Raw genomic sequence first — 18,299 nt, 5'->3', positions numbered from 1 at the left:
GACGTTACGAACTTAACGTAGTCAAAATACTAATATCATCCTATTTTTTAGGGATGCTATCCAATCCACACCAAACTTCTTACCAGTTATGAACGGCGAACAAACCACGGCCAGGACAATCGTTGAGGTTGTCTTACTGAGTCTGATAGTCTTGACTATCCTTCTTGAATTCATTGCTGAGTCTTTCGGCCTTTGAATGAGTGGGCTCGTTTGACAACAAAAAAGCCGATCAGGCTGATCGGCTTTTTTATGCAGAGAGGAAGAGATTCGAACTCTCGATACAGTTTCCCGCATACACACTTTCCAGGCGTGCTCCTTAAACCACTCGGACACCTCTCTAAAAACGAAGTCAGCAAATTAACTTGCTGACTTCCGGCAGAGAGCGAGGGATTCGAACCCCCGGTACCCTTGCGAGTACTTCTGATTTCGAATCAGACCCATTCGACCACTCTGGCAGCTCTCTGTGTCATTTGGGAGTGCAAAGATGCACGATTGACGCTAGAAACGCAATAATAATGACAAAAAAAATACGGACAAATGGCCCGCTAAGCCGTCATTTCCCCGCTGATTGGCTGGCTCATCAGTACCCGCAACTGGTCCGGATCGCGCTCCTGGCCAAGCACCACCATGAGTTTCGTGATGGCGGCCTCGGTAGTAATGTCGGCCCCGCTGACCACACCAATCTGCAAAAGTTGTTGGCTGGTTTGGTATTGTCCCTGCGTGACCCGACCACCTTCGCATTGTGATACGTTGAAAATCAGGACGCCCCGGTCAATAGCCTCCTTCAGGGTATCCAGAAACCAGCTATCCGTTGGGGCATTACCCGCCCCAAACGTTTCGAGCACCAGCCCCCGCAAATTGCGGATGTTAACAATGGATTCGACGACGGGCTGGGTGATACCGGGAAAAAGTTTGAGAATCGTCACATTTGGGTCGATTTCGGTGCGCAATTGAAGCGTTTGACCCGGTTGATAGGGACGGATATAGGGCCGGTTGTAGTCGATACTAACGCCAGCGTTAGCCAAATGAGGATAATTTTCGGAGGCAAAGGCATTGAACTGGACGCTCTCCTGCTTGGTCGACCGGTTGCCCCGCAACAGAAAGGAGTTGAAATACACGCAAACTTCCGGAACAATCGGCTTCCCCTTGTCTACACCGGCAGCAATTTCAAGGGCCGTAATAAAGTTTTCACGGGCGTCGCTGCGGGCCACCCCAATGGGCAGTTGAGCCCCGGTCAGAATGACAGGTTTCGCCAGACCGACCAGCATAAAGCTCAACGCCGATGCGGTGTAGGCCATCGTATCCGTACCGTGAAGAATCACAAAGCTATCGTACTGATCGTAGTTGGTTTGAATGATTTGCCCCAGTTCGACCCACACGGCGGGCTTCATATTCGAGGAATCAATGATTTCATTCAGGGTGATCAGCGTAATGTCGAAATCCAGACGGTTCAGTTCGGGCAACCGCTCCGTTACCCGATCAAAATCGAAGGGAACAAGCTGGCTGGCTACAGGATCGTAGACCATGCCAAAGGTGCCTCCGGTATAGATAACCAGCACGGATGCCCGGGACGAATGAGTGGAAACTGGATTGATATGGACCGTTTTATAGGGCATGCTTAACTCGTTTTAAGGCAGGAGATTTGTGTATAAGGACGGCAGCAGTGCCAGTGCGTTGGCTGTGGTATGACGGGCTACGTCATCTATGTTAACTTGCTTTACGTCAGCAATTCGTTGCGCAATTCGTTGTAAATAGGCTGGCTCGTTTCGCTTACCCCGGTACGGTACAGGTGCCAGGTACGGGCTGTCCGTTTCCAGCACAAGATGTTCCAGACTGATGTGTGGCAGCACAGTATCCAGCCCGCCATTTTTAAAGGTAGACACCCCACCAATGCCCAGCTTGAACCCCATATCGATGGCTCGGTTTGCTTCATCGAGGGTACCCACGAAACAATGAAAAATACCCGTCAGCTGCTGCATTTCCGGGGAGCTTACCCGCAGTTTTTCGATCAAATCAGCCGCTTCAATAAATGCATTCCGGTCATGACCCGACCGGGTATGCATGGATACTGGCAAGTTGCGTTCAGCAGCCCACCGGAGTTGGGTCTCAAAAGCAGCAAACTGCTGCGCCACAAAGGTCATGTCCCAGTAAAAATCCAGTCCGATTTCGCCGACGGCCATAAACGCGTGGCGATCGAGGTGGTCTTCCACGGCGGCCAGTTCGTCCGCTACGGTATCCGTTACATAGGCCGGGTGCAGTCCCATCATGGGCAGGCAACGCTCAGGAAACTGTTCGGCCAGCGCCATCATTCCCGGTATCGTCTCACGGGCGCAGTTGGGCATCCAGATCTGGCTGATCTGTTGCTTCTCGGCCTGATGCAGCATCTTACCCCGGTCCTCATCGAACTGCGGATCGTAAATATGGGCGTGGGTATCAATAAGAATCATGGGTTGTATTCAGGTTGTGGCCTGTTGTTTTAGATTAGGTATAGCGCCTTCCTTTCCACTCGATGGGTACTGGCAGCAGATAATAAGCAACCGACAGCGGCCCGATGATGAGCTGGTAAGGTTCAAAAAGCAACGCGAACAGCCACAAGTTGGTTTGCTTCAGCCGGCTTAAGCCAAAAGAGAGTATAGTTAGTTGGCTAAACAGCCGGATCAGATACAGGGCAGCAGCCAGCACGGGCGAAAAATACCCTAGCAACAACAGCAGCGGCCCAATCAGGTACTGGATATACAGCGAACCGACCATCCAGGCGGGCAACGCCGTGGCGCCCCGCATCCATCGTTTACGTTGCTGAAGAAAGGCGCCGAGATTTGTAACCGGCTTTGTTTCAGCCAGTACCTGTTCGTTCAGCAGGTTCCGGAAGCCGTACCCGTTGGCTACAATGGCCTGAAACAAGGTGTAATCTTCCACCACCGAAAACGGCAGCGCTTCGTATCCCCCGACAGCCTCGTACCCGGCCCGACTTACGGCCATGTTGTTTCCCATGGCCGTTACGGGGATACCCATGATACTGATCAGATGGGTCAGTGTCAGGTTATAAAGCCAGTCGATGGTTTGCAATTTCTGGAACAGGCCCGGCCCATGCGGGAGCGTAACCCCGGTAACGACACCCGTTGGCGGGTTGAACTGACGACTCATTTCGGTCAGCCAGTCTGGCGGAACCCGGGTGTCGGCATCCGTAAAAAAAAGCAGGGAACCCCTCGCCTGCCCGGCCAGTTGGGCCAGCACGTTGGCTTTCCCCCGCAACCCTATACTGGACGGTGTAATGTCAACGACATGGAAGGCTGGTTTGTCGGTAATGAATTCCGTCACCCGTGTTCGGGTCTGGTCGGTAGACTGATCGTTGCCAATCAATACCTCAACCTTTCCGGGCGGGTAATTGAGCCGGGTAATGGCCCGCAGGCAATCCAGAATGGCATTTTCCTCGTTTCGGGCAGCAATCAGAACACTGATAAACGGAGTATCCAGGCCGGATTGAGTTCCGGTCGGCTCATCAATACCCGGCATAAACAGGCTGCGGAACGGCGCGGAATGAGTACCCTCGACTGGCAAAATAGGCTAGTGTCCGGGGCAGCACGTAACGCATAGTCGGCCAGGCTTTCAAACTATCGTGAAACACCACGATGGAGCCGGGGCGGGTGTATTGAATGGTTTTCCGCAGGCACACATCAGCGGGTAGACTACGGTCAAAATCACCGGTCAAAACATCCCACATTACAATCGAATACTGCTCGATCACCTCGGCTACCTGCGTCTTCTTTATGCGACCGTAAGGCGGCCGAAACAGCGATGTTTCGACGTTCAGCTGCGCCTGACATTTTTGGATATTTTCCAGATATACCTGATCATCGGTCTTCCAGCCGTTGAGGTGGTTGAACGTGTGATTACCGACCATATGACCCGCTTCCAGCACGTTGAACAGCACATCCTGGTGTTTGCTGACATTGTCGCCGATGCAGAAAAAGGTGGCCTGAGCGGCATATTTATCCAGTTGTTCCAGGACAAACTCCGTCACGTCGGGAATCGGGCCATCATCGAACGTCAGGTAGATCGTCGGTTCAGCGGTGTCTTCGATCTTCCACCAGCACTCGGGATACACCGTCCGGAGCAAAAAATTAGACTTGTGCAGAAAAAAAGACAAAATGATAAACGATTTAGCAGCATGCTGTATACAATGAGTTAATTGAACCGCGGATTCGCTTCTTCAGTAAACCATCGCTTACAGCACACTTCAGTGAAGGTTTCGTCCTTTCCAACTGTATCCTTTTCCCTGAGCGGCTAACCCAAAAAAAAGCACATAGAGTGGGTATACTAACTGGGTCAGCGGGATGGCCCATACTGACGATTTTTTTTGTAAAAAAACAAGAATCTGCCGTAAAAACAAAAACTCCGGCAGAACCTTCAACCCAATAACGACCAGTGTGGCATTTCCGTTTAAAAATCCGAGTAACCAGCCAACAACAGCCACGACCGGAGCGGCATTGCTCAGAAAAACAAACACCGCCAGTAGTGACGGCAGATAGCTCTCGTAGGCCCGCCATTTACTCGCCCATCGTTTGCGCTGGTTGTAAAAACCGCGCCAGGACTGGTGCGCACTCGTCTGGACAATGGCTAACGGACTTTTCAGAAAATGCACCCCGGCCGGATACCTGGCCGCGATCTTGTGCATCAGCAACTCATCATCGCCCGAAGCCAGATGATCGACTCCAGCGAATCCGTTAACATCCGTGAAGACCCGCTTTTCGTAGCAAAGGTTGGCTCCGTTGCACATAGTAGGTACCCCAAGGGCCATGGTGCAGGCTCCGCTGCCGATAAGGCTGGCAAACTCGACGGTTTGTAACGCATCGAAAACCGTTTGTTCAGCCGTGAACGTAACTGGTCCCGAAATCAGCCGGGCTCCGGTTTGGTCGTAAAAAGAAGCCAGAGTTGCCAGCCACTCGGGTCCAACGCGACAGTCGCCGTCGGTTGTCACGATCAGTTCACCCGTTGCGAGGGCTATGCTTTGGGTAATGGCCCGTTTTTTGGGTGATGCCGTACGCTCGTTCGCTAATGGTAACGGCCGCAGCGGATAAGGAGCCGACCGGGCATAGTGCTGCAGAATGGACAGTGTATCATCTGTGGAAGAATCATCGGCCACGATCACCTCAAAACGAGTATAGGATTGCCGGGCAAGATCGTTCAGCAGCGTTTCGATGTTACCGGCCTCGTTTCGAACGGGAATAATGACCGTAATGGCCGGACCCGCCAGCGCGTTGCCAACCGGCCGAAAAGGCGTCATCCGGCCCCAGGTAACCCCCAGAACAGCGGTAAAAAGCGCGTACAGACCGCTAACCAGGATCAGAAAAAGTATCATTGAGCGGTGAGTTTTAGTTTCCAGACCCAGATCAGGCCAACGAGTACGGGGATCAGTACGTTAGCCACCCAGAGGGTCAGCGTAACCGTCAGCAAGACAGGAACGCTAACGGCAAAGGGCGAAAATACCCAGAGGGAAGCGGCCTCCCGAACGCCCAGGTCACTCAGCAGATTGAAGGCGGGCGTGATCGTTTTGGCCAGAAAGACCAGCCCGATCCCCGATGCCGCCACAGTGGGCGGCAGGATCAGGCCAACTACCCGCATGGCCAGATAAAACTGTAGTGAGAACACCAGATAGCGCAGGGCAGCCACGCCAAGCGCCAGCCCGATTTCCCGATCGGAATAGAGCCCGGCTACCGCCCAGTAGTCCGCGAATCGCTGGAGGGCGGGGCGGCCCGATGCATAACGGACAAGCTGCTTTCGCGCCAGGCCGAACCCAATTCCCCCCAGCGACAAACTGACCAGCAACACCAGGAGCCACCTGCCGGCCGTATGGCTGCGTTCTGGCACCAGCATCAGGTGGTACGCCCAGGCTACTGCTCCGAAGACAATGGACACGTAGAACTGCATGCCGCCCGATACCAGCGACGCTCCGATGCCCCCCGCCCGGTTGGTTCTCAGGGAGAGCACCCGACCTGTGGTGTCGCCCAGTTGGGCAGGCATGGCAAAGCCCAGCGAAACACCGGCCAGCACGCCCTTACAGGCCTCCCAGAAGCGAACGGACTCGACCCGCCGAAGCAGGATCTGCCATTTCAGGGCCTCCAGGCCCCAGTTCACCGGCGTAAGCAAAAGCAACGAGACACCCCATTGCTCCGGATGGCTGACAGCCCGCAGTTGTGTCTGCACGGTGGACCAATCGAACGGCTGCTGTTGAATAACGTGTACGATGTACGTTAGCAGAACGGCAAAGACGACGATTTTAACCCAAAAAGTGATTTTTTTATCCGGTTTAAGCGACAAAACAGAAGAGAACACGTTACTTTGCAATAGACCCAACACCAATTATGATCATTAGTCCCACTTCATCTACCACCCCGGATAGCCGACTAGCCGAGAAAGTCATACTAGGCGTAGATCCTGGTACGCAGGTTGCCGGCTACGGTATCATTTCGGTGAAAGGGGGCGTCATGACCATGATACAGCATGGTGTGGTTCAGTTGAGCAAATATACGACCTACCAGCTGAAGCTCCAGAAGCTTCACGAAACCATGCTTCGGCTGATCGACGAATTTCACCCCGACGAGATGGCGATTGAAGACCCTTTTTTCGGCAAGAACGTTCAGTCGATGCTGAAGTTGGGCCGGGCGCAGGGCGTGGTGATGGCGGCCGGACTATCGCGCAATATTCCCATTGTTGAGTACGCACCCCGCCGGATCAAGCAATCCGTTACAGGCAACGGCAATGCCTCCAAAGACCAGGTATCACAGATGGTCGGTCACCTGCTGAAAGAGAGTCTGGATCCTCAGTTCTTTGATTCGACGGATGCGCTGGCGATTGCCATCTGCCACCATTTCCACGAGAACGCTTTACCCACGGTGTCAAACAAAAAGACTAAAAAAGGGGCCTGGGGTGCTTTTGTCAGCGAAAATGCCAATCGGGTTCTGTAACTTGTTTTTGCCTTCAGGAAGCCCGTGATGGCCCGCTCAGTTGGCTAATCGCTGTAAGGTAACGGCATCTTCTTTGCCCAAATCACCGTAGTAGTTCGTTAAGGCAGCCTTCCCATCGAGAAGTAGTTTGTAAAAAATGTAAGCGTTTAGATAAGCCCCAAATTTTGTGGGATGACCATCCTTATCATATAATTCAATGGTTGGATACCTACGGCGGGCTTCGTCATATACATCCCCTATACTGACTTTACCAATCATAGTTGCACTCGCAACCGAGTCATAATCAACGCTGAGAGAGGAGAATATTTCGCCTACGCTGTTAAACTTTTTTGAGCAGTACTTCTCTTTGCTAACCGGTTGAGCAAGCATAAAGGCTGGATAACAGAACTGAATGGGAAATGCTTCTGTGGAAGCCCAAGTTTTAAATAAAATAAGCCTGCAAGTTGGATTGCCAATTAACTTCTTCAATCGCTCGATACTCATTTCTGTTGAACGCTTTCTGAATTCAGAAATCAACACACGAACCGGTTGTTCTTGCAGAATAACAATATCCCATTTCTTGCTTAGAATTATCTTTTCAGTTTCCGTCTGTTCCCCGTTTTTCTTCTTGCGAGTGTTTATGCTATTCTCGGTTCGTGATTCGATAATCTGATCCAGGTGAGACTCCAGGGACATTCCTGGGTAAGCACTTACGTCAACTTCTATTGGTTGATTAGTGGACCGTAGCATTGCCTTTAAATATTCAGGCATGCCTGAGTAATACGTCAAGCTATTACCAATAAATAGCACGTTTTTCTTCACCATTTCCTGGCCATACGTATTGCTAACCCAAAACAGTAAAATCGAAAAGCCAAGATGTCTGCTGAAACTCAAAGAACGTGTCTTGTAATTGGTGAGTAGGCTACTAGTATACATTAGGAGATAGACAAGGAGTTTTGGAGAGTACTTTTTGAAAATCATATCGGCTCCTTTCAGATTTCCAGCTGAATCAAAGTAAAAGAATAGTAAGACCTAAGACGTAGAGCTTTCTGTAGACACAGCCGGCGAATTAAATTCAATTACACGCCGACGGATCTCGTCAACACCGTGGAGAGTAACAACTTCCGATAGAATCATTACATTTTGGTGTTTGTATAATTAGTTATACTATCTAACAAAACGACATCTTTTTTGATCGCTTACCGGGCTAAACGCTGCAGGTCGGTTCGAAGAGACTTGTCGCTGGGTCGTTTGGCCTTCGCCGATAATAGCTTGCCCTGCTGATCAAATACTAAATAGCGCGGGATGGCCTTCAATTGATATTGCCTGGCTAACGCGGATTGAAACGAATGAACCAGTAGATAACTGAACTCTTTCTCCAGACCAACTTGCCTCACCGCGTTTGACCAGGCCTGGGGATCCTCATCCATTGAAATATAGAGGAAGCGAATGTTGTCCTTCGCCAGCAAGCTTCGTAACTGATGAGAAGCCGGCAACTCAGCCCGGCAGGGAGCACACCAGCTCGCCCAAAAATCCATGTAGAGAATTCGGCCGCGATGCGTAGCCAGCAATTGAGACCAGGTGGTGGTTACGCCTGTCCTGTCCAGTAGTTTTACTTCATTCCCGGTGGGCATTCGACTCGTAGTCAGGAAATAATTCATCGTTTTCGTCACGTAATTGACGTAAGACGGCTGTTTACAGTCTGCCTGAAAAGCGGGCAGCAGCTGACGAGCCAGGACTACATTATAATGGGGGTTAGGAAGTTTGTCCTCTTTGGCCTGGCTCGCGTTCTTCATGACATAAAATAATAAATAGTCACGGGTACCCGCCGAAAACGAACGATTCGCTGTTTGGTACATACGCTCCAAATCAAGCTCAGCCGAAGGCCGATACGCCATAGTGCGCAACAGGCTTACAGCCGCAAAACGGTACTCGAGAATGTATAATTTGGAATCGTCCCGAAAAAAACGAACGTACTGCTTGATTGAATCAGCTGGGATTTGTTCAGGATTATGGGCCATTAAGCCCCGCAGATACTGATAAAAAAAGTAGTCTCTCCAGGGACTCAGCTGATCAATGGGCAGGTGGTGCTGCTGAGCGTAATGGTCTATAAAGGTCAAGCGGCTTTGATAGCGCTTCCGTAACGTAAGTGCTCGTTGTGCAAATGTGAGTTTACCGTAAGCGGCTCCTATCAGGTATTCCCGTTCAAAACTCCACCCGTCTTGTTCAAGTGATTTCTGAGCAGACAGGTACTGTTGATGACAGTTGGCAACGGCATCACCTGTACCAGAGGTTGATTGAGCCGTTAAATAATATGTACTCCCTCGTGTCAGCGTGTAGGATGTACCGGGGGCAAGCACGTACATGGCTTGACTCCGGTGGTCAGCGTCGCGCACAAAAATGGGTTGTTCGGCAGGCCACTGCGCTTGCTGACGGGTATTGGCTAAGATCGTTAGTTGCTCGTTGTCGAACCGGTCAATGTATTCCAGATACACTGGCTCTTTAAACTGACCTGTCAAACGGGCACTGATCGTTGATTGAGCCCAACCGAATTGTGCCAACAACATACTTCCTAGAATGAGCCGGGTACTAGTCATGCTGTTGGTCCATTAGATCGTTTATCAGTAACCGAATTGCCTACCCATGCAGTGCATTACAACGTTATTCAAGTTAGATATTAGCCTTTTAACCATGTCAATAATACGATTCAGCGTCGAAGCAAAAATTGATAGTTTGTTTCGACGCCCTGACCATTAATTGTTCCTGGATTCCAGCGAGGCATGACTGAGCCGACTCGCGCTATTTCTTTCCTTAGCGTAGGGTCAGCATCATAGGTAGGTACTAATTCGATGATTTTACCAGTTCCATCCAGACTAGCTGTTAACCAGACTTTTCGGCCTAATTTTACAGGATTTTCTGCCTCTTCAATCTGATTAAGCACAAAAGCATTGAGCTTGTCCTCCCCACCGGGAAACGAGGGCGGAGTTTGTGTTTTAATGACTATAGGACCTGTCGTATTGAATGTAATAATTGGCTTACCTCCATTCAATCCACTTTGGCCATTTGCGTCTGACAATCCGATTAATGATAAGAAGCTAATAACTGAGATAACAAATAAACGGGATAGGTTCAGATGGTTTTTCATGGCGTTTTTTCGAGAAGATGCCATTAGAAATAGACTGGTTGCATACTAACTAAAAAATCATGTAGAAAATCACCAAACGAACAAGCTAAAACAAATGCAAATAGCTAATTCGTGAAGTTGAATTAATATGCCCTTGTCAACGACTCAAAAAGTCATGTATACGATTTCCATTAGAGCACCTTTACAAAATTTTTTTATAGAATGCGCCAATGATCCTTTACGGAGTGGTAGGTTCGGCAATTAGTTTTGGTAGCGGCAACGTCGGCAGTAAATAGTTCTCCTCACCCCAGAAGAGGGCGCTGTCTTTGTCAAAAGAGGCCATGCGCAGCTTGCTGTAATCAGCTTGCTGACTAACGTCAAAGGGTTTCACGTCACCCTTTTCTTCCTGGCGACGAGTCACAACAACATCAATTCGGGCCTGGTAAGTCGATGCCGATGGAATGTGTGAAAAGCTATTCTCAATACTGCCGCTCTGGAAGGACCAGTAATCCCCGAACTTGGTGTAATTGACCACATAACTACGCTTCCCCAAACGAGTGGAGTATATCTGAGAATTGGGACTCTTATTCAATAAGGCCAAGCCTTGTTCCGATAGGTCGTACTCAGCCCGCACAATGGCTAAACTATTTTTTTCAAGGAATAACTCGCCCATGAAATAACCACTGGCCACATAGCGACTGCGAGGCTTAAAATTGATGATGTAAACTGCCTGACCACCAATCACGGTCTGGCCAGTTGATTCAAAAATGTAATCTTTATTGAGTTTACCATTACGAAATAGAAACTCCTGGTACTTAACAATATCTAGCATATAGCTGGCCCAGAGCCCTGGCGTCAGCACCGGTATGTTGAACGTAGTCTGTGGCTTACGTCGCCCTTTGATAAACCGTACCTGATCAATCTTTTTCGTAAAGGCGTAAGCTGGTTTATAGATATCAATTAGTCCTTCGGCGTAAGAGACGCATATACCAGGATTCCGCTTGTAGATCGTCTCCCGATAAAATCCGTGCAACAGGGTTGGTTTTCTGGTGTAATTCTTCACGATAGCCGCTACAGTCTTCAGCAGCGTGTCTCTGGCCTGAAATGACTTTTCCAGACTGAAATAGGTATCCGTTACGGAAGCAGTCGTTGGGAATGCGGTAAGCCGGATGATGGTATCCGTTGACGATAGTTTCCGTAACGGCACCTGCGTTAGCGGGTAGTTAACGGCCGTAAGGTTCAGGGTGTCCAGCTTACGTTGCTGCGGTACAGTCAGTTTAAAATATCCATCCCTATTTGTTTCATTGCTGAACTGGCCTTCTCCAACCGAAAGGGTCACAAAAGGTAAGGGTTGGCCTGTGGCCGCATCAACGACTTTACCACGAATCGTGTAGTCCGGTTGACCATATCCAGTGCCTGAACAAGCAAGCTGTACAACCAGCCAGATGCTGCCAGCAAAGGCGCCTGCTTTAGTGCTGTAGCTCATCTAGAAATACCTGTTTATCAGACTAATCCTTATTCCATACGTACTCAAGTGTCACTAGCTTGACGTAGGCCAGCCCGGCTGCGTCAGCAGGACGAGAACAACTTACGATCGTGCGTGTAGTTTGTTTTGCCCTGTCGTTTACCAGCAATCAACTTTTCGTACTTGCCAGACTCGGCTTCATGGGAAACGGGTATCGACTGATTATCGCATTGAGCACAAAGGCTCGCCGACTGGATAACCAGGGCTACCGGAACTAAAGAAGCAGGTCTGATAAAGTTTCTTACCAATAAGATCAGACCAAGTAAAATGGCTGGTATGCTCAATAGCTGCCCCATATTGACGTTCATCGTGTCTTCAAAGGCAACCTGATTTTCCTTAAAAAATTCCCACACAAACCGTAAGCTGAATACCCAGACTAACGAGATACCCAGCATTGTACCCGGCGCCGATTGCTTCCGGTACACCTTCCAGTAGGACAACAGGATAAAGAAAAGAAGCAGACACGACAGGGATTCGTACAGTTGAGCCGGGTGGCGGGGTACATGGCTAAACTCATTATTCCTTAAAAAGATGAAAGCCCAGGGAATGTCTGTTGGCTTGCCAACTATCTCGGAGTTCATCAGATTACCAAAACGAATAAACGCACCAGTCAGTGCTGCGGTAATGCATATGCGATCGGCAAGCCACAAAAACGTTTGTCCGCTCGCCTGGCTGGACCGACGACGTGAGTAGACCCAGAGGCCAATGGTAATCCCTATAATGCCTCCGTGACTGGCCAAGCCGTTGAAGGGGGGCGTTATAATCCGCAACGGATTTTGGCTAAACACGGCTGGCTCATAAAACAAAAAGTGCCCTAGTCTGGCCCCCAGGATGGTTGAGAACACCAGGGTTATTAGCAGCGAGTCGATATCAGATAAAGGTTTCTTCTCCGTTCTGAATACGTGGGTCATCACCTGCACCCCAATCAGAAACCCGGCCGCAAACAGCAAACCATACCACTTCACTGGCCAGGAGCCAATATGAAAAATGTCGGGATCAACAGTCCAGATAATGTATTGACGCATGGGGTTGGCTGGTGTCGTGACGGTTACAGGAAGATTAGCGCTTGTCTGCCCCACAATATAGTAGTGGCCAGCCAAAATCCAACGTGGTCATCATGGCTTATTTACGCAACAGTGTAGGTATTGACCGACACATTTTACCCGCTGACCACAATTCCGCTGGCCGATGAACCGGGTTAGCTGATTCGGGAGTAAATTTCCTCCATGAATAATCGGCTTTCGCAACTGGCCATTCACCTGCTGGGTTGCCTGACCTTTCTGGCTCTCCCCTATCTGTTTGCATCAAATGGCCTGAACAAGCTGTCTGAACTCCCCTACAATCCGCACGAGCAACGGAACGTCGTATCCTATCTGCTTACCATTGGGTTCTTCTACACGAACTATTACGGGCTGATTCCAACCCTCTACTTTCGACGGAAATACGTTCTTTACGGCATCAGTGCGCTGGGTTGTTTTTTGTTCATCGAAAGTATTCTGGTGGGCATCAACCGGCAGAACGGTGTTCCGCCCCCGGATGAGCGAACCCAACAGCCACCTCCTTTTCGGGATCGGGGGCTGCGGCAGAGGCCGCCGGGCGAATACGGTCCGGGGCGGGGTCCGGAGCAGCGGGGATTACCGTCTGAACTCAGCCAAACGTTTTTCCTGACATTGGCCGGTTTCCTGATGGCGCTGGCGTTGCGCACGAATAGCCGTCTGCGCGAAACCGAACAGGAAAAAACCGTGGCCGAACTCGCCTACCTGAAAGCGCAGATCAATCCCCATTTCCTGTTCAATACCCTGAACAGTATCTACTCCCTGGCCATCATCGAGTCGCCCGCGACGGCGGACGCGCTGGTTAAATTATCGTCGTTTTTGCGCTATGTCATTCAGGAATCGCAGAAAGAACAGGTTTCGCTGCGTAACGAACTGGCTTACATTGAGCAATATATCGATCTGCAAAAGCTGCGACTGGGCGATACGGCCAACATCGATTTTGCAGTGCATGGAGCGGCTACTGGCAAACAGATTGTGCCGCTGGTCCTGATCTCCTTCATCGAAAATGCCTTTAAGTACGGGGTTAGCCCCGAGGAGCCGTCCACCATTCAGATCACCATTACTATTCAGGATAACCAGTTATCCTGCCATGTTTTTAACAAAAAAGTACGTGTTTTTCAGCCAACGGCGGTAGCGAGCGGCATTGGTCTGCCCAACACGAAAGCCCGGCTGGCCATCCAGTACCCGGATCGCCACCAGCTTGTTATCCAGGATCAGCCCGACTGCTTCACCGTTGATTTATCCCTTCTTCTCTCATGATCCGAGCTATTGCCCTGGACGATGAGCCGCCTGCCCTGCGGGTACTCACGCACTTCTGTCAGCAGGTCGATTTTATTGATCTGCAAAAGACATTTACCCGCACCGACGAGGCCCTGCAACACCTGACCCAGTTTCCGACCGACCTGCTGTTTTTGGATATTAACATGCCCTCCATGTCGGGGGTAGATTTTTATCGGGAAATCACCGACCGGTCGGCGCAGCCCGTCATGGTTATTTTCACAACGGCCTATGCCGAATATGCCGTCGAAGGCTTCACGCTCAATGCCGTCGATTATCTGCTGAAACCGTTTACGTTCGAGCGCTTTGTCCAGGCCACGGGCAAAGCCGCCGATTTTCACCGATGGCAGCAGCAATCGGATAAAGCAGCCGAGGCTTCGCTGTACGTTAGGGCCGACTATACCCTTCACAAGATCATGCTGGCCGATATTCTGCTGATCGAAGGCCTGGATGACTACCTAAAAATCCACCTCCGATCCGATACGCCGACGGGAACGTCCCGGCCTGTGGTAGCCCGTATGACCCTGAAAACCATTCTGGAACGGCTCCCGGCGTTGGACTTCATCCGGGTGCATCGGTCCTATATTGTACCCCTGAACCGGATAGAGGCCGTTCGGAACAAGACTCTGTTCGTGGGCAATCGGGAAATACCAATTGGTGCCAGTTACGAAGCCGACGTACTGAGCCGTCTTCGTTTGTAGCGGCTCGCGTTCACCGACAAAATCTGCCTGTTTACCTACAATTACTCCCTCCGTGCAACGAAACAGGCCCAACGTGCGATAATAAGAGCAACAGGCACGGGCTGACACATCCGGGTGTTACGCTATTGCTGGCTATTATTTTCCACTTAATCTGTTTTCCAATCGAATGGAACGTAAAGAATTTTTAAAACGGGGTTTTGGTAGTTTACTGGGTATTGCTGCGATTGCTCCCTTGACGGGGTCCTGCTCTTCCTCCACGGTTGACCCTGTCTCGACCACCACCGGCGGCACCAGCACCTCAACGGGCTCCTCGAATGGTAGTTCGGCGAGCAATTGCAGTGTTACACCCAGCGAAACGGAAGGGCCTTTCCCAACGAAAGTACCAGCCAACCTCGTCATGAAAGATATTCGCTCGGACCGGACGGGGGTCGCGCTGACGATTAATATCACGATTAAAAACAGCAACAGCAGCTGCGCGGCCCTGGCCGGTGCGCTGGTCGACATCTGGCACTGCGATAAAGACGGCTATTATTCGGAGTACGGCGGCAGTGGTATGCAAAGCGTCAACTATACGTCCGTGGATTTTCTAAGAGGTCGCCAGACGACCGATGCCAATGGCCTGGTGTCGTTCACGTCCATTTTTCCGGGCTGGTATTCGGGCCGGGCGCCCCACATTCACGTCCACGTTTACAATGCTTCGGGCAAATCACTGCTGGTCACCCAAATTGCTTTCCCCTACGACGTAACCAACCTCGTGTACACCACCGGGCAGTCATACGGGTACACCAAGGGGTCGCAGGATACAACCAATGAACGGGACAATGTATTTTCTGACGGTTTCACCACGGAATTGGCCACGCTCTCGGGCGGGCTGTCAGCCGGTTATACACTTACGCATACGATTGTGGTAAGTGGTTAGGGATCGACTGGGCCAGGTCAGAACGGTGCGCCGGTGCGGCCTGGCCCGGACAAGTCCGGCCAACGTGGTTAACCAATGTATAGAAGACTGATGGTAAAGGGATTAATTCAACTGAGTTACCGGAAAATTATTGACGTGACGTCCCAGAAACTATGGGACAAGTATGTTTTCGACGATACCTACCAGGAATTTTTCATGCAGGCCCAGTTTTATAACCAAGCCGGTACCTACGCTACCTTCCAGGAGTTAATCGATCACGTACCCAACGCAGACCGGCTGCATTACATGACCAGCCAGGCCGCCATCGGCTACATCCGCCAGTTGACTAAAACGATTCCGGACATAGCGAATGTGTCCGGAAAGCTGTGTCTGCCGTTTACGAACTTCAGATTCGAGATTATTCAGTCGCACGTTCAGCAGAAGGATGCGCATAAGATTGCCATCTACTTTTTCAGCGATCCGCTAACCTGGATCGACACGATCGACAACCACCTGCTCATTGCCTATGACGATCAGCGGACTACGCTGCGGGAAGGCCGCCACGTGGCTACCGACCTGATTGCTCTGCAACCGTACCTGAGCATTTCGTCTTTTCAACCCTAAGGCTTCGGGATAAAACGAGTTTACCACCATGACCACCCAGATCCAGGCCCAACTATATCTGTCCGATCAACGGGGCTGTACGGAGACGGCCTACGCCAGAAGTTTCCACACCCTTAATTTCGGCCATTATTTTGATGAGTACCGAAAACCAGTTAATTCATTAACGGCCCTGAACGATGACACGCTGGCGGCCGGCTATAGCCTGAACCGACAGGTCGATCAACAGATGAATGTGGTGGTGATTCCGGTGGTAGGTGGCCTCGAATTTGACAGTAGCGTGGGGCACGGTTTCGTTCCATCCGGGCAGGCGCAGATTTTTTCCCTCGCTCCGGGTATGGAGTTGACGATCTACAATCCGTATACTACGGAAGTAATTAATTTTATTCAAATCTGGATTGCCGACTTATCCACTCACGCTAAGCCAGCCTGCCAGTCAGTTGAGTTTGACCTGTCGAACAAGAACACCCTTCTCCCCTTCTTCACGCTGGCTACTAAAAGTGATAACAAACTGACGACCAAAGGATTTATTGGCAAATACGATGGTCGCCAGGATGGACTATACAAATCGACAGCGACCGATGATCAGCAGCCAACGAGCATTTTCGTGTTCGTGCTGAGGGGGGCGTTCGAGGTGCAGAACCGGCTTTTACAAACAGGGGATGGTCTGGCCTTGCCAACAACTGGCAACCAGCCGATTGACTTCGAAGCGCTTTCCAACGATGCCCTTTTTCTGCTTCTTGACATCCCGTAGGCCTACCCTGATGAAGCACCTACATCCGATAAAAAATGTTGTACTGAACCGAGCCATAGATCCGGTACACCGACAATACACAGGTCGATGGTGTGGCTACGCCGTCATTCAAAGCGGGTTTCCAGTTTAGTTTGTCAGGCGTCCATTCGGGCATGTTCCGAATAACCTGCTGCGTATAACTGACCACATCCGGCATCTGAACACTTTCAGCTGGGTTTCCATTAACGGTAGCTTTCACGCCAATTACCTGACCGATTTCGTTGATTGTCAGCGTAGCCGTAATTCGACGGATGCGTTCGCCATCCAGCACCGGGCTTAATTTCTGCTTCAGGTACGCCGACAAATCAGTAGGCTTTCCCTGAAACTGGGCCACCTGATAAAATGGGGTGCAGGGTTGCTTTGTACCATCCGCCGTGTAACATTCGCTCTTTCTCAGCGTGCCTACCTTATAGTACTCCCGGCGTTTAACGGACCCGTCTTCGTACATAACCATAAATGGCCCGTGCAGCATGTTATCCTTGTATTCGCAGCTTATGTACACCTTGCCATTGGGGTACATAATTTTCGTGGGGCCATACCGGGCAATTCGGCTTAGGCTATCCAGCTGAAACCCGTTGGGGAGCATTTTAGGGCCGACGGTGTAGGAATCGAGCCGAAACAAAGACCCGTTTTTCAGATACGTTCGAACCGTATAGTACTGGTTGTGTTTACCAAAATACAGAATCTCTTCGTCGTAGTCAGCAAACGAATGACGCACGATGTGGTTAGCGGGTTCCAGATCAGTTTGTGCGATAACAGACTGACTGACCAGGATGCCGAGCAGTAGTACGTAAAGAGCATACATAACCGTATTGGTCTAAAATTCGCTTAATGCACTCGAATTCGGGAGGCTTTGACCCGCTATTTTCACAACTGAATGAATATGAATATAGTTATTTCTTAATGTAATTTTAAATCATACTTGATTTATTGGCAATGCCCTTTTTCCAGCGTACCATTCACCTCCCCGCCTATGCGCGTGGTTTTCATTTGATTACGAGCCTGATTGAGCGGGAGTTCACGGAGCTACGGCAACTCAACGTAGGGTTACTCCAGGTATTCATTCAGCATACATCAGCCAGCCTCACCATCAATGAGAATGCAGACCCGACCGTCCGGGGTGATTTCGAGCGTTTCTTCAACAAAACCGTGCGGGAGAATGAAGCCTACTACCAGCATGATTACGAGGGATCGGACGACATGCCCGCCCATTTGAAAGCGGCTCTGCTGGGCAACTCGGTCACAATTCCCATTACCAACGGACGTCTGAACCTGGGCACTTGGCAGGGTATCTACCTGGGTGAGCACCGCAACCACGGCGGTCGCCGAACGCTCGTGCTTACAGCCTGGGGAGAGTGAG

At 50.5% G+C, this 18,299-nt stretch carries 19 protein-coding genes and 2 tRNA genes; 7 read left to right on the top strand and 14 right to left on the bottom strand.

Annotated features, from left to right (window positions below):
- Positions 1-252 precede the first annotated feature (252 nt).
- The 8 genes from ACYU87_RS00685 to ACYU87_RS00650 form a co-directional block, all read right to left on the bottom strand.
- Positions 253-339: transfer RNA gene (locus ACYU87_RS00685), tRNA-Ser, on the bottom strand.
- Between the two features lie 37 nt (positions 340-376).
- A tRNA-Ser gene (locus ACYU87_RS00680) sits at positions 377-463 on the bottom strand.
- Positions 464-545: 82 nt separating this feature from the next.
- The gene (locus tag ACYU87_RS00675; protein ID WP_461132099.1) at positions 546-1,616 is read right to left on the bottom strand and encodes an asparaginase; all 1,071 of its coding nucleotides are present in this window, start codon (positions 1,614-1,616) and stop codon (positions 546-548) included.
- A 12-nt stretch (positions 1,617-1,628) separates the two neighbouring features.
- A complete protein-coding gene (locus ACYU87_RS00670) occupies positions 1,629-2,447 on the bottom strand; it encodes a TatD family hydrolase (protein ID WP_461132098.1) in 819 nt (272 codons plus the stop codon).
- Positions 2,448-2,481: 34 nt separating this feature from the next.
- Positions 2,482-3,513 carry a glycosyltransferase family 2 protein gene (locus ACYU87_RS00665; RefSeq protein WP_461132097.1) on the bottom strand — a complete coding sequence of 344 codons (1,032 nt, stop codon included), beginning with the start codon at positions 3,511-3,513 and terminating at the stop codon, positions 2,482-2,484.
- Complete coding sequence (locus ACYU87_RS00660) at positions 3,500-4,147, bottom strand: polysaccharide deacetylase family protein (RefSeq protein WP_461132096.1); 648 nt, start codon at positions 4,145-4,147, stop codon at positions 3,500-3,502. The genes ACYU87_RS00665 and ACYU87_RS00660 overlap by 14 nt, the downstream gene beginning before the upstream one ends.
- A gap of 90 nt (positions 4,148-4,237) precedes the next feature.
- The gene (locus tag ACYU87_RS00655) at positions 4,238-5,359 is read right to left on the bottom strand and encodes a glycosyltransferase (protein ID WP_461132095.1); all 1,122 of its coding nucleotides are present in this window, start codon (positions 5,357-5,359) and stop codon (positions 4,238-4,240) included.
- Positions 5,356-6,318, bottom strand: a complete 963-nt coding sequence (locus ACYU87_RS00650; RefSeq protein WP_461132094.1) for a lysylphosphatidylglycerol synthase transmembrane domain-containing protein — start codon at positions 6,316-6,318, stop codon at positions 5,356-5,358. The genes ACYU87_RS00655 and ACYU87_RS00650 overlap by 4 nt, the downstream gene beginning before the upstream one ends.
- 44 nt (positions 6,319-6,362) lie before the next feature.
- Here ACYU87_RS00650 and ruvC point away from each other — a divergent pair, with 44 nt between their 5' ends.
- A complete protein-coding gene (gene ruvC, locus ACYU87_RS00645) occupies positions 6,363-6,965 on the top strand; it encodes a crossover junction endodeoxyribonuclease RuvC (protein WP_461132093.1) in 603 nt (200 codons plus the stop codon).
- A gap of 36 nt (positions 6,966-7,001) precedes the next feature.
- Here the strand turns inward: ruvC and ACYU87_RS00640 are convergent, their stop codons facing one another.
- From ACYU87_RS00640 to lgt, 5 genes are all read right to left on the bottom strand, one after another.
- The gene (locus tag ACYU87_RS00640; RefSeq protein WP_461132092.1) at positions 7,002-7,769 is read right to left on the bottom strand and encodes a DUF4886 domain-containing protein; all 768 of its coding nucleotides are present in this window, start codon (positions 7,767-7,769) and stop codon (positions 7,002-7,004) included.
- Positions 7,770-8,143: 374 nt separating this feature from the next.
- Positions 8,144-9,541: a TlpA family protein disulfide reductase gene (locus ACYU87_RS00635; RefSeq protein WP_461132091.1), complete on the bottom strand. Its 1,398-nt coding sequence runs from the start codon at positions 9,539-9,541 to the stop codon at positions 8,144-8,146.
- A 110-nt stretch (positions 9,542-9,651) separates the two neighbouring features.
- Entirely contained in the window at positions 9,652-10,089 is a 438-nt protein-coding gene (locus ACYU87_RS00630) for a hypothetical protein (RefSeq protein WP_461132090.1), read from the bottom strand.
- Positions 10,090-10,306: 217 nt separating this feature from the next.
- Positions 10,307-11,554, bottom strand: a complete 1,248-nt coding sequence (locus ACYU87_RS00625; RefSeq protein WP_461132089.1) for a carboxypeptidase-like regulatory domain-containing protein — start codon at positions 11,552-11,554, stop codon at positions 10,307-10,309.
- 83 nt (positions 11,555-11,637) lie between these two features.
- Positions 11,638-12,618 (bottom strand): prolipoprotein diacylglyceryl transferase, encoded by a 981-nt coding sequence (gene lgt, locus ACYU87_RS00620; RefSeq protein WP_461132088.1) that lies wholly within the window; start codon positions 12,616-12,618, stop codon positions 11,638-11,640.
- Between the two features lie 201 nt (positions 12,619-12,819).
- Here lgt and ACYU87_RS00615 point away from each other — a divergent pair, with 201 nt between their 5' ends.
- The 5 genes from ACYU87_RS00615 to ACYU87_RS00595 all read left to right on the top strand — a co-directional run bounded on the left by ACYU87_RS00615 (position 12,820) and on the right by ACYU87_RS00595 (position 16,900).
- Positions 12,820-13,908 (top strand): sensor histidine kinase, encoded by a 1,089-nt coding sequence (locus ACYU87_RS00615; RefSeq protein ID WP_461132087.1) that lies wholly within the window; start codon positions 12,820-12,822, stop codon positions 13,906-13,908.
- Positions 13,905-14,627, top strand: a complete 723-nt coding sequence (locus tag ACYU87_RS00610; RefSeq protein ID WP_461132086.1) for a LytR/AlgR family response regulator transcription factor — start codon at positions 13,905-13,907, stop codon at positions 14,625-14,627. Before ACYU87_RS00615 ends, ACYU87_RS00610 begins: the two co-directional genes overlap by 4 nt.
- Positions 14,628-14,793: 166 nt before the next feature.
- Complete coding sequence (locus ACYU87_RS00605; protein WP_461132085.1) at positions 14,794-15,546, top strand: dioxygenase family protein; 753 nt, start codon at positions 14,794-14,796, stop codon at positions 15,544-15,546.
- Positions 15,547-15,621: 75 nt separating this feature from the next.
- Positions 15,622-16,149 carry a hypothetical protein gene (locus tag ACYU87_RS00600; protein WP_461132084.1) on the top strand — a complete coding sequence of 176 codons (528 nt, stop codon included), beginning with the start codon at positions 15,622-15,624 and terminating at the stop codon, positions 16,147-16,149.
- A 28-nt stretch (positions 16,150-16,177) separates the two neighbouring features.
- Entirely contained in the window at positions 16,178-16,900 is a 723-nt protein-coding gene (locus tag ACYU87_RS00595) for a pirin family protein (protein WP_461132083.1), read from the top strand.
- 19 nt (positions 16,901-16,919) lie between these two features.
- Here the strand turns inward: ACYU87_RS00595 and ACYU87_RS00590 are convergent, their stop codons facing one another.
- Positions 16,920-17,744, bottom strand: coding sequence for a toxin-antitoxin system YwqK family antitoxin (locus ACYU87_RS00590; RefSeq protein WP_461132082.1), 825 nt, complete (start codon positions 17,742-17,744; stop codon positions 16,920-16,922).
- Between the two features lie 131 nt (positions 17,745-17,875).
- Here ACYU87_RS00590 and ACYU87_RS00585 point away from each other — a divergent pair, with 131 nt between their 5' ends.
- The gene (locus ACYU87_RS00585) at positions 17,876-18,298 is read left to right on the top strand and encodes a secondary thiamine-phosphate synthase enzyme YjbQ (protein WP_461132081.1); all 423 of its coding nucleotides are present in this window, start codon (positions 17,876-17,878) and stop codon (positions 18,296-18,298) included.
- Position 18,299 lies beyond the last annotated feature (1 nt).

This window comes from Spirosoma lituiforme (genome assembly GCF_054776635.1).
Note: the sequence above shows the minus strand (reverse complement) of the source record. Positions and strands in the feature narration are given on the sequence as shown.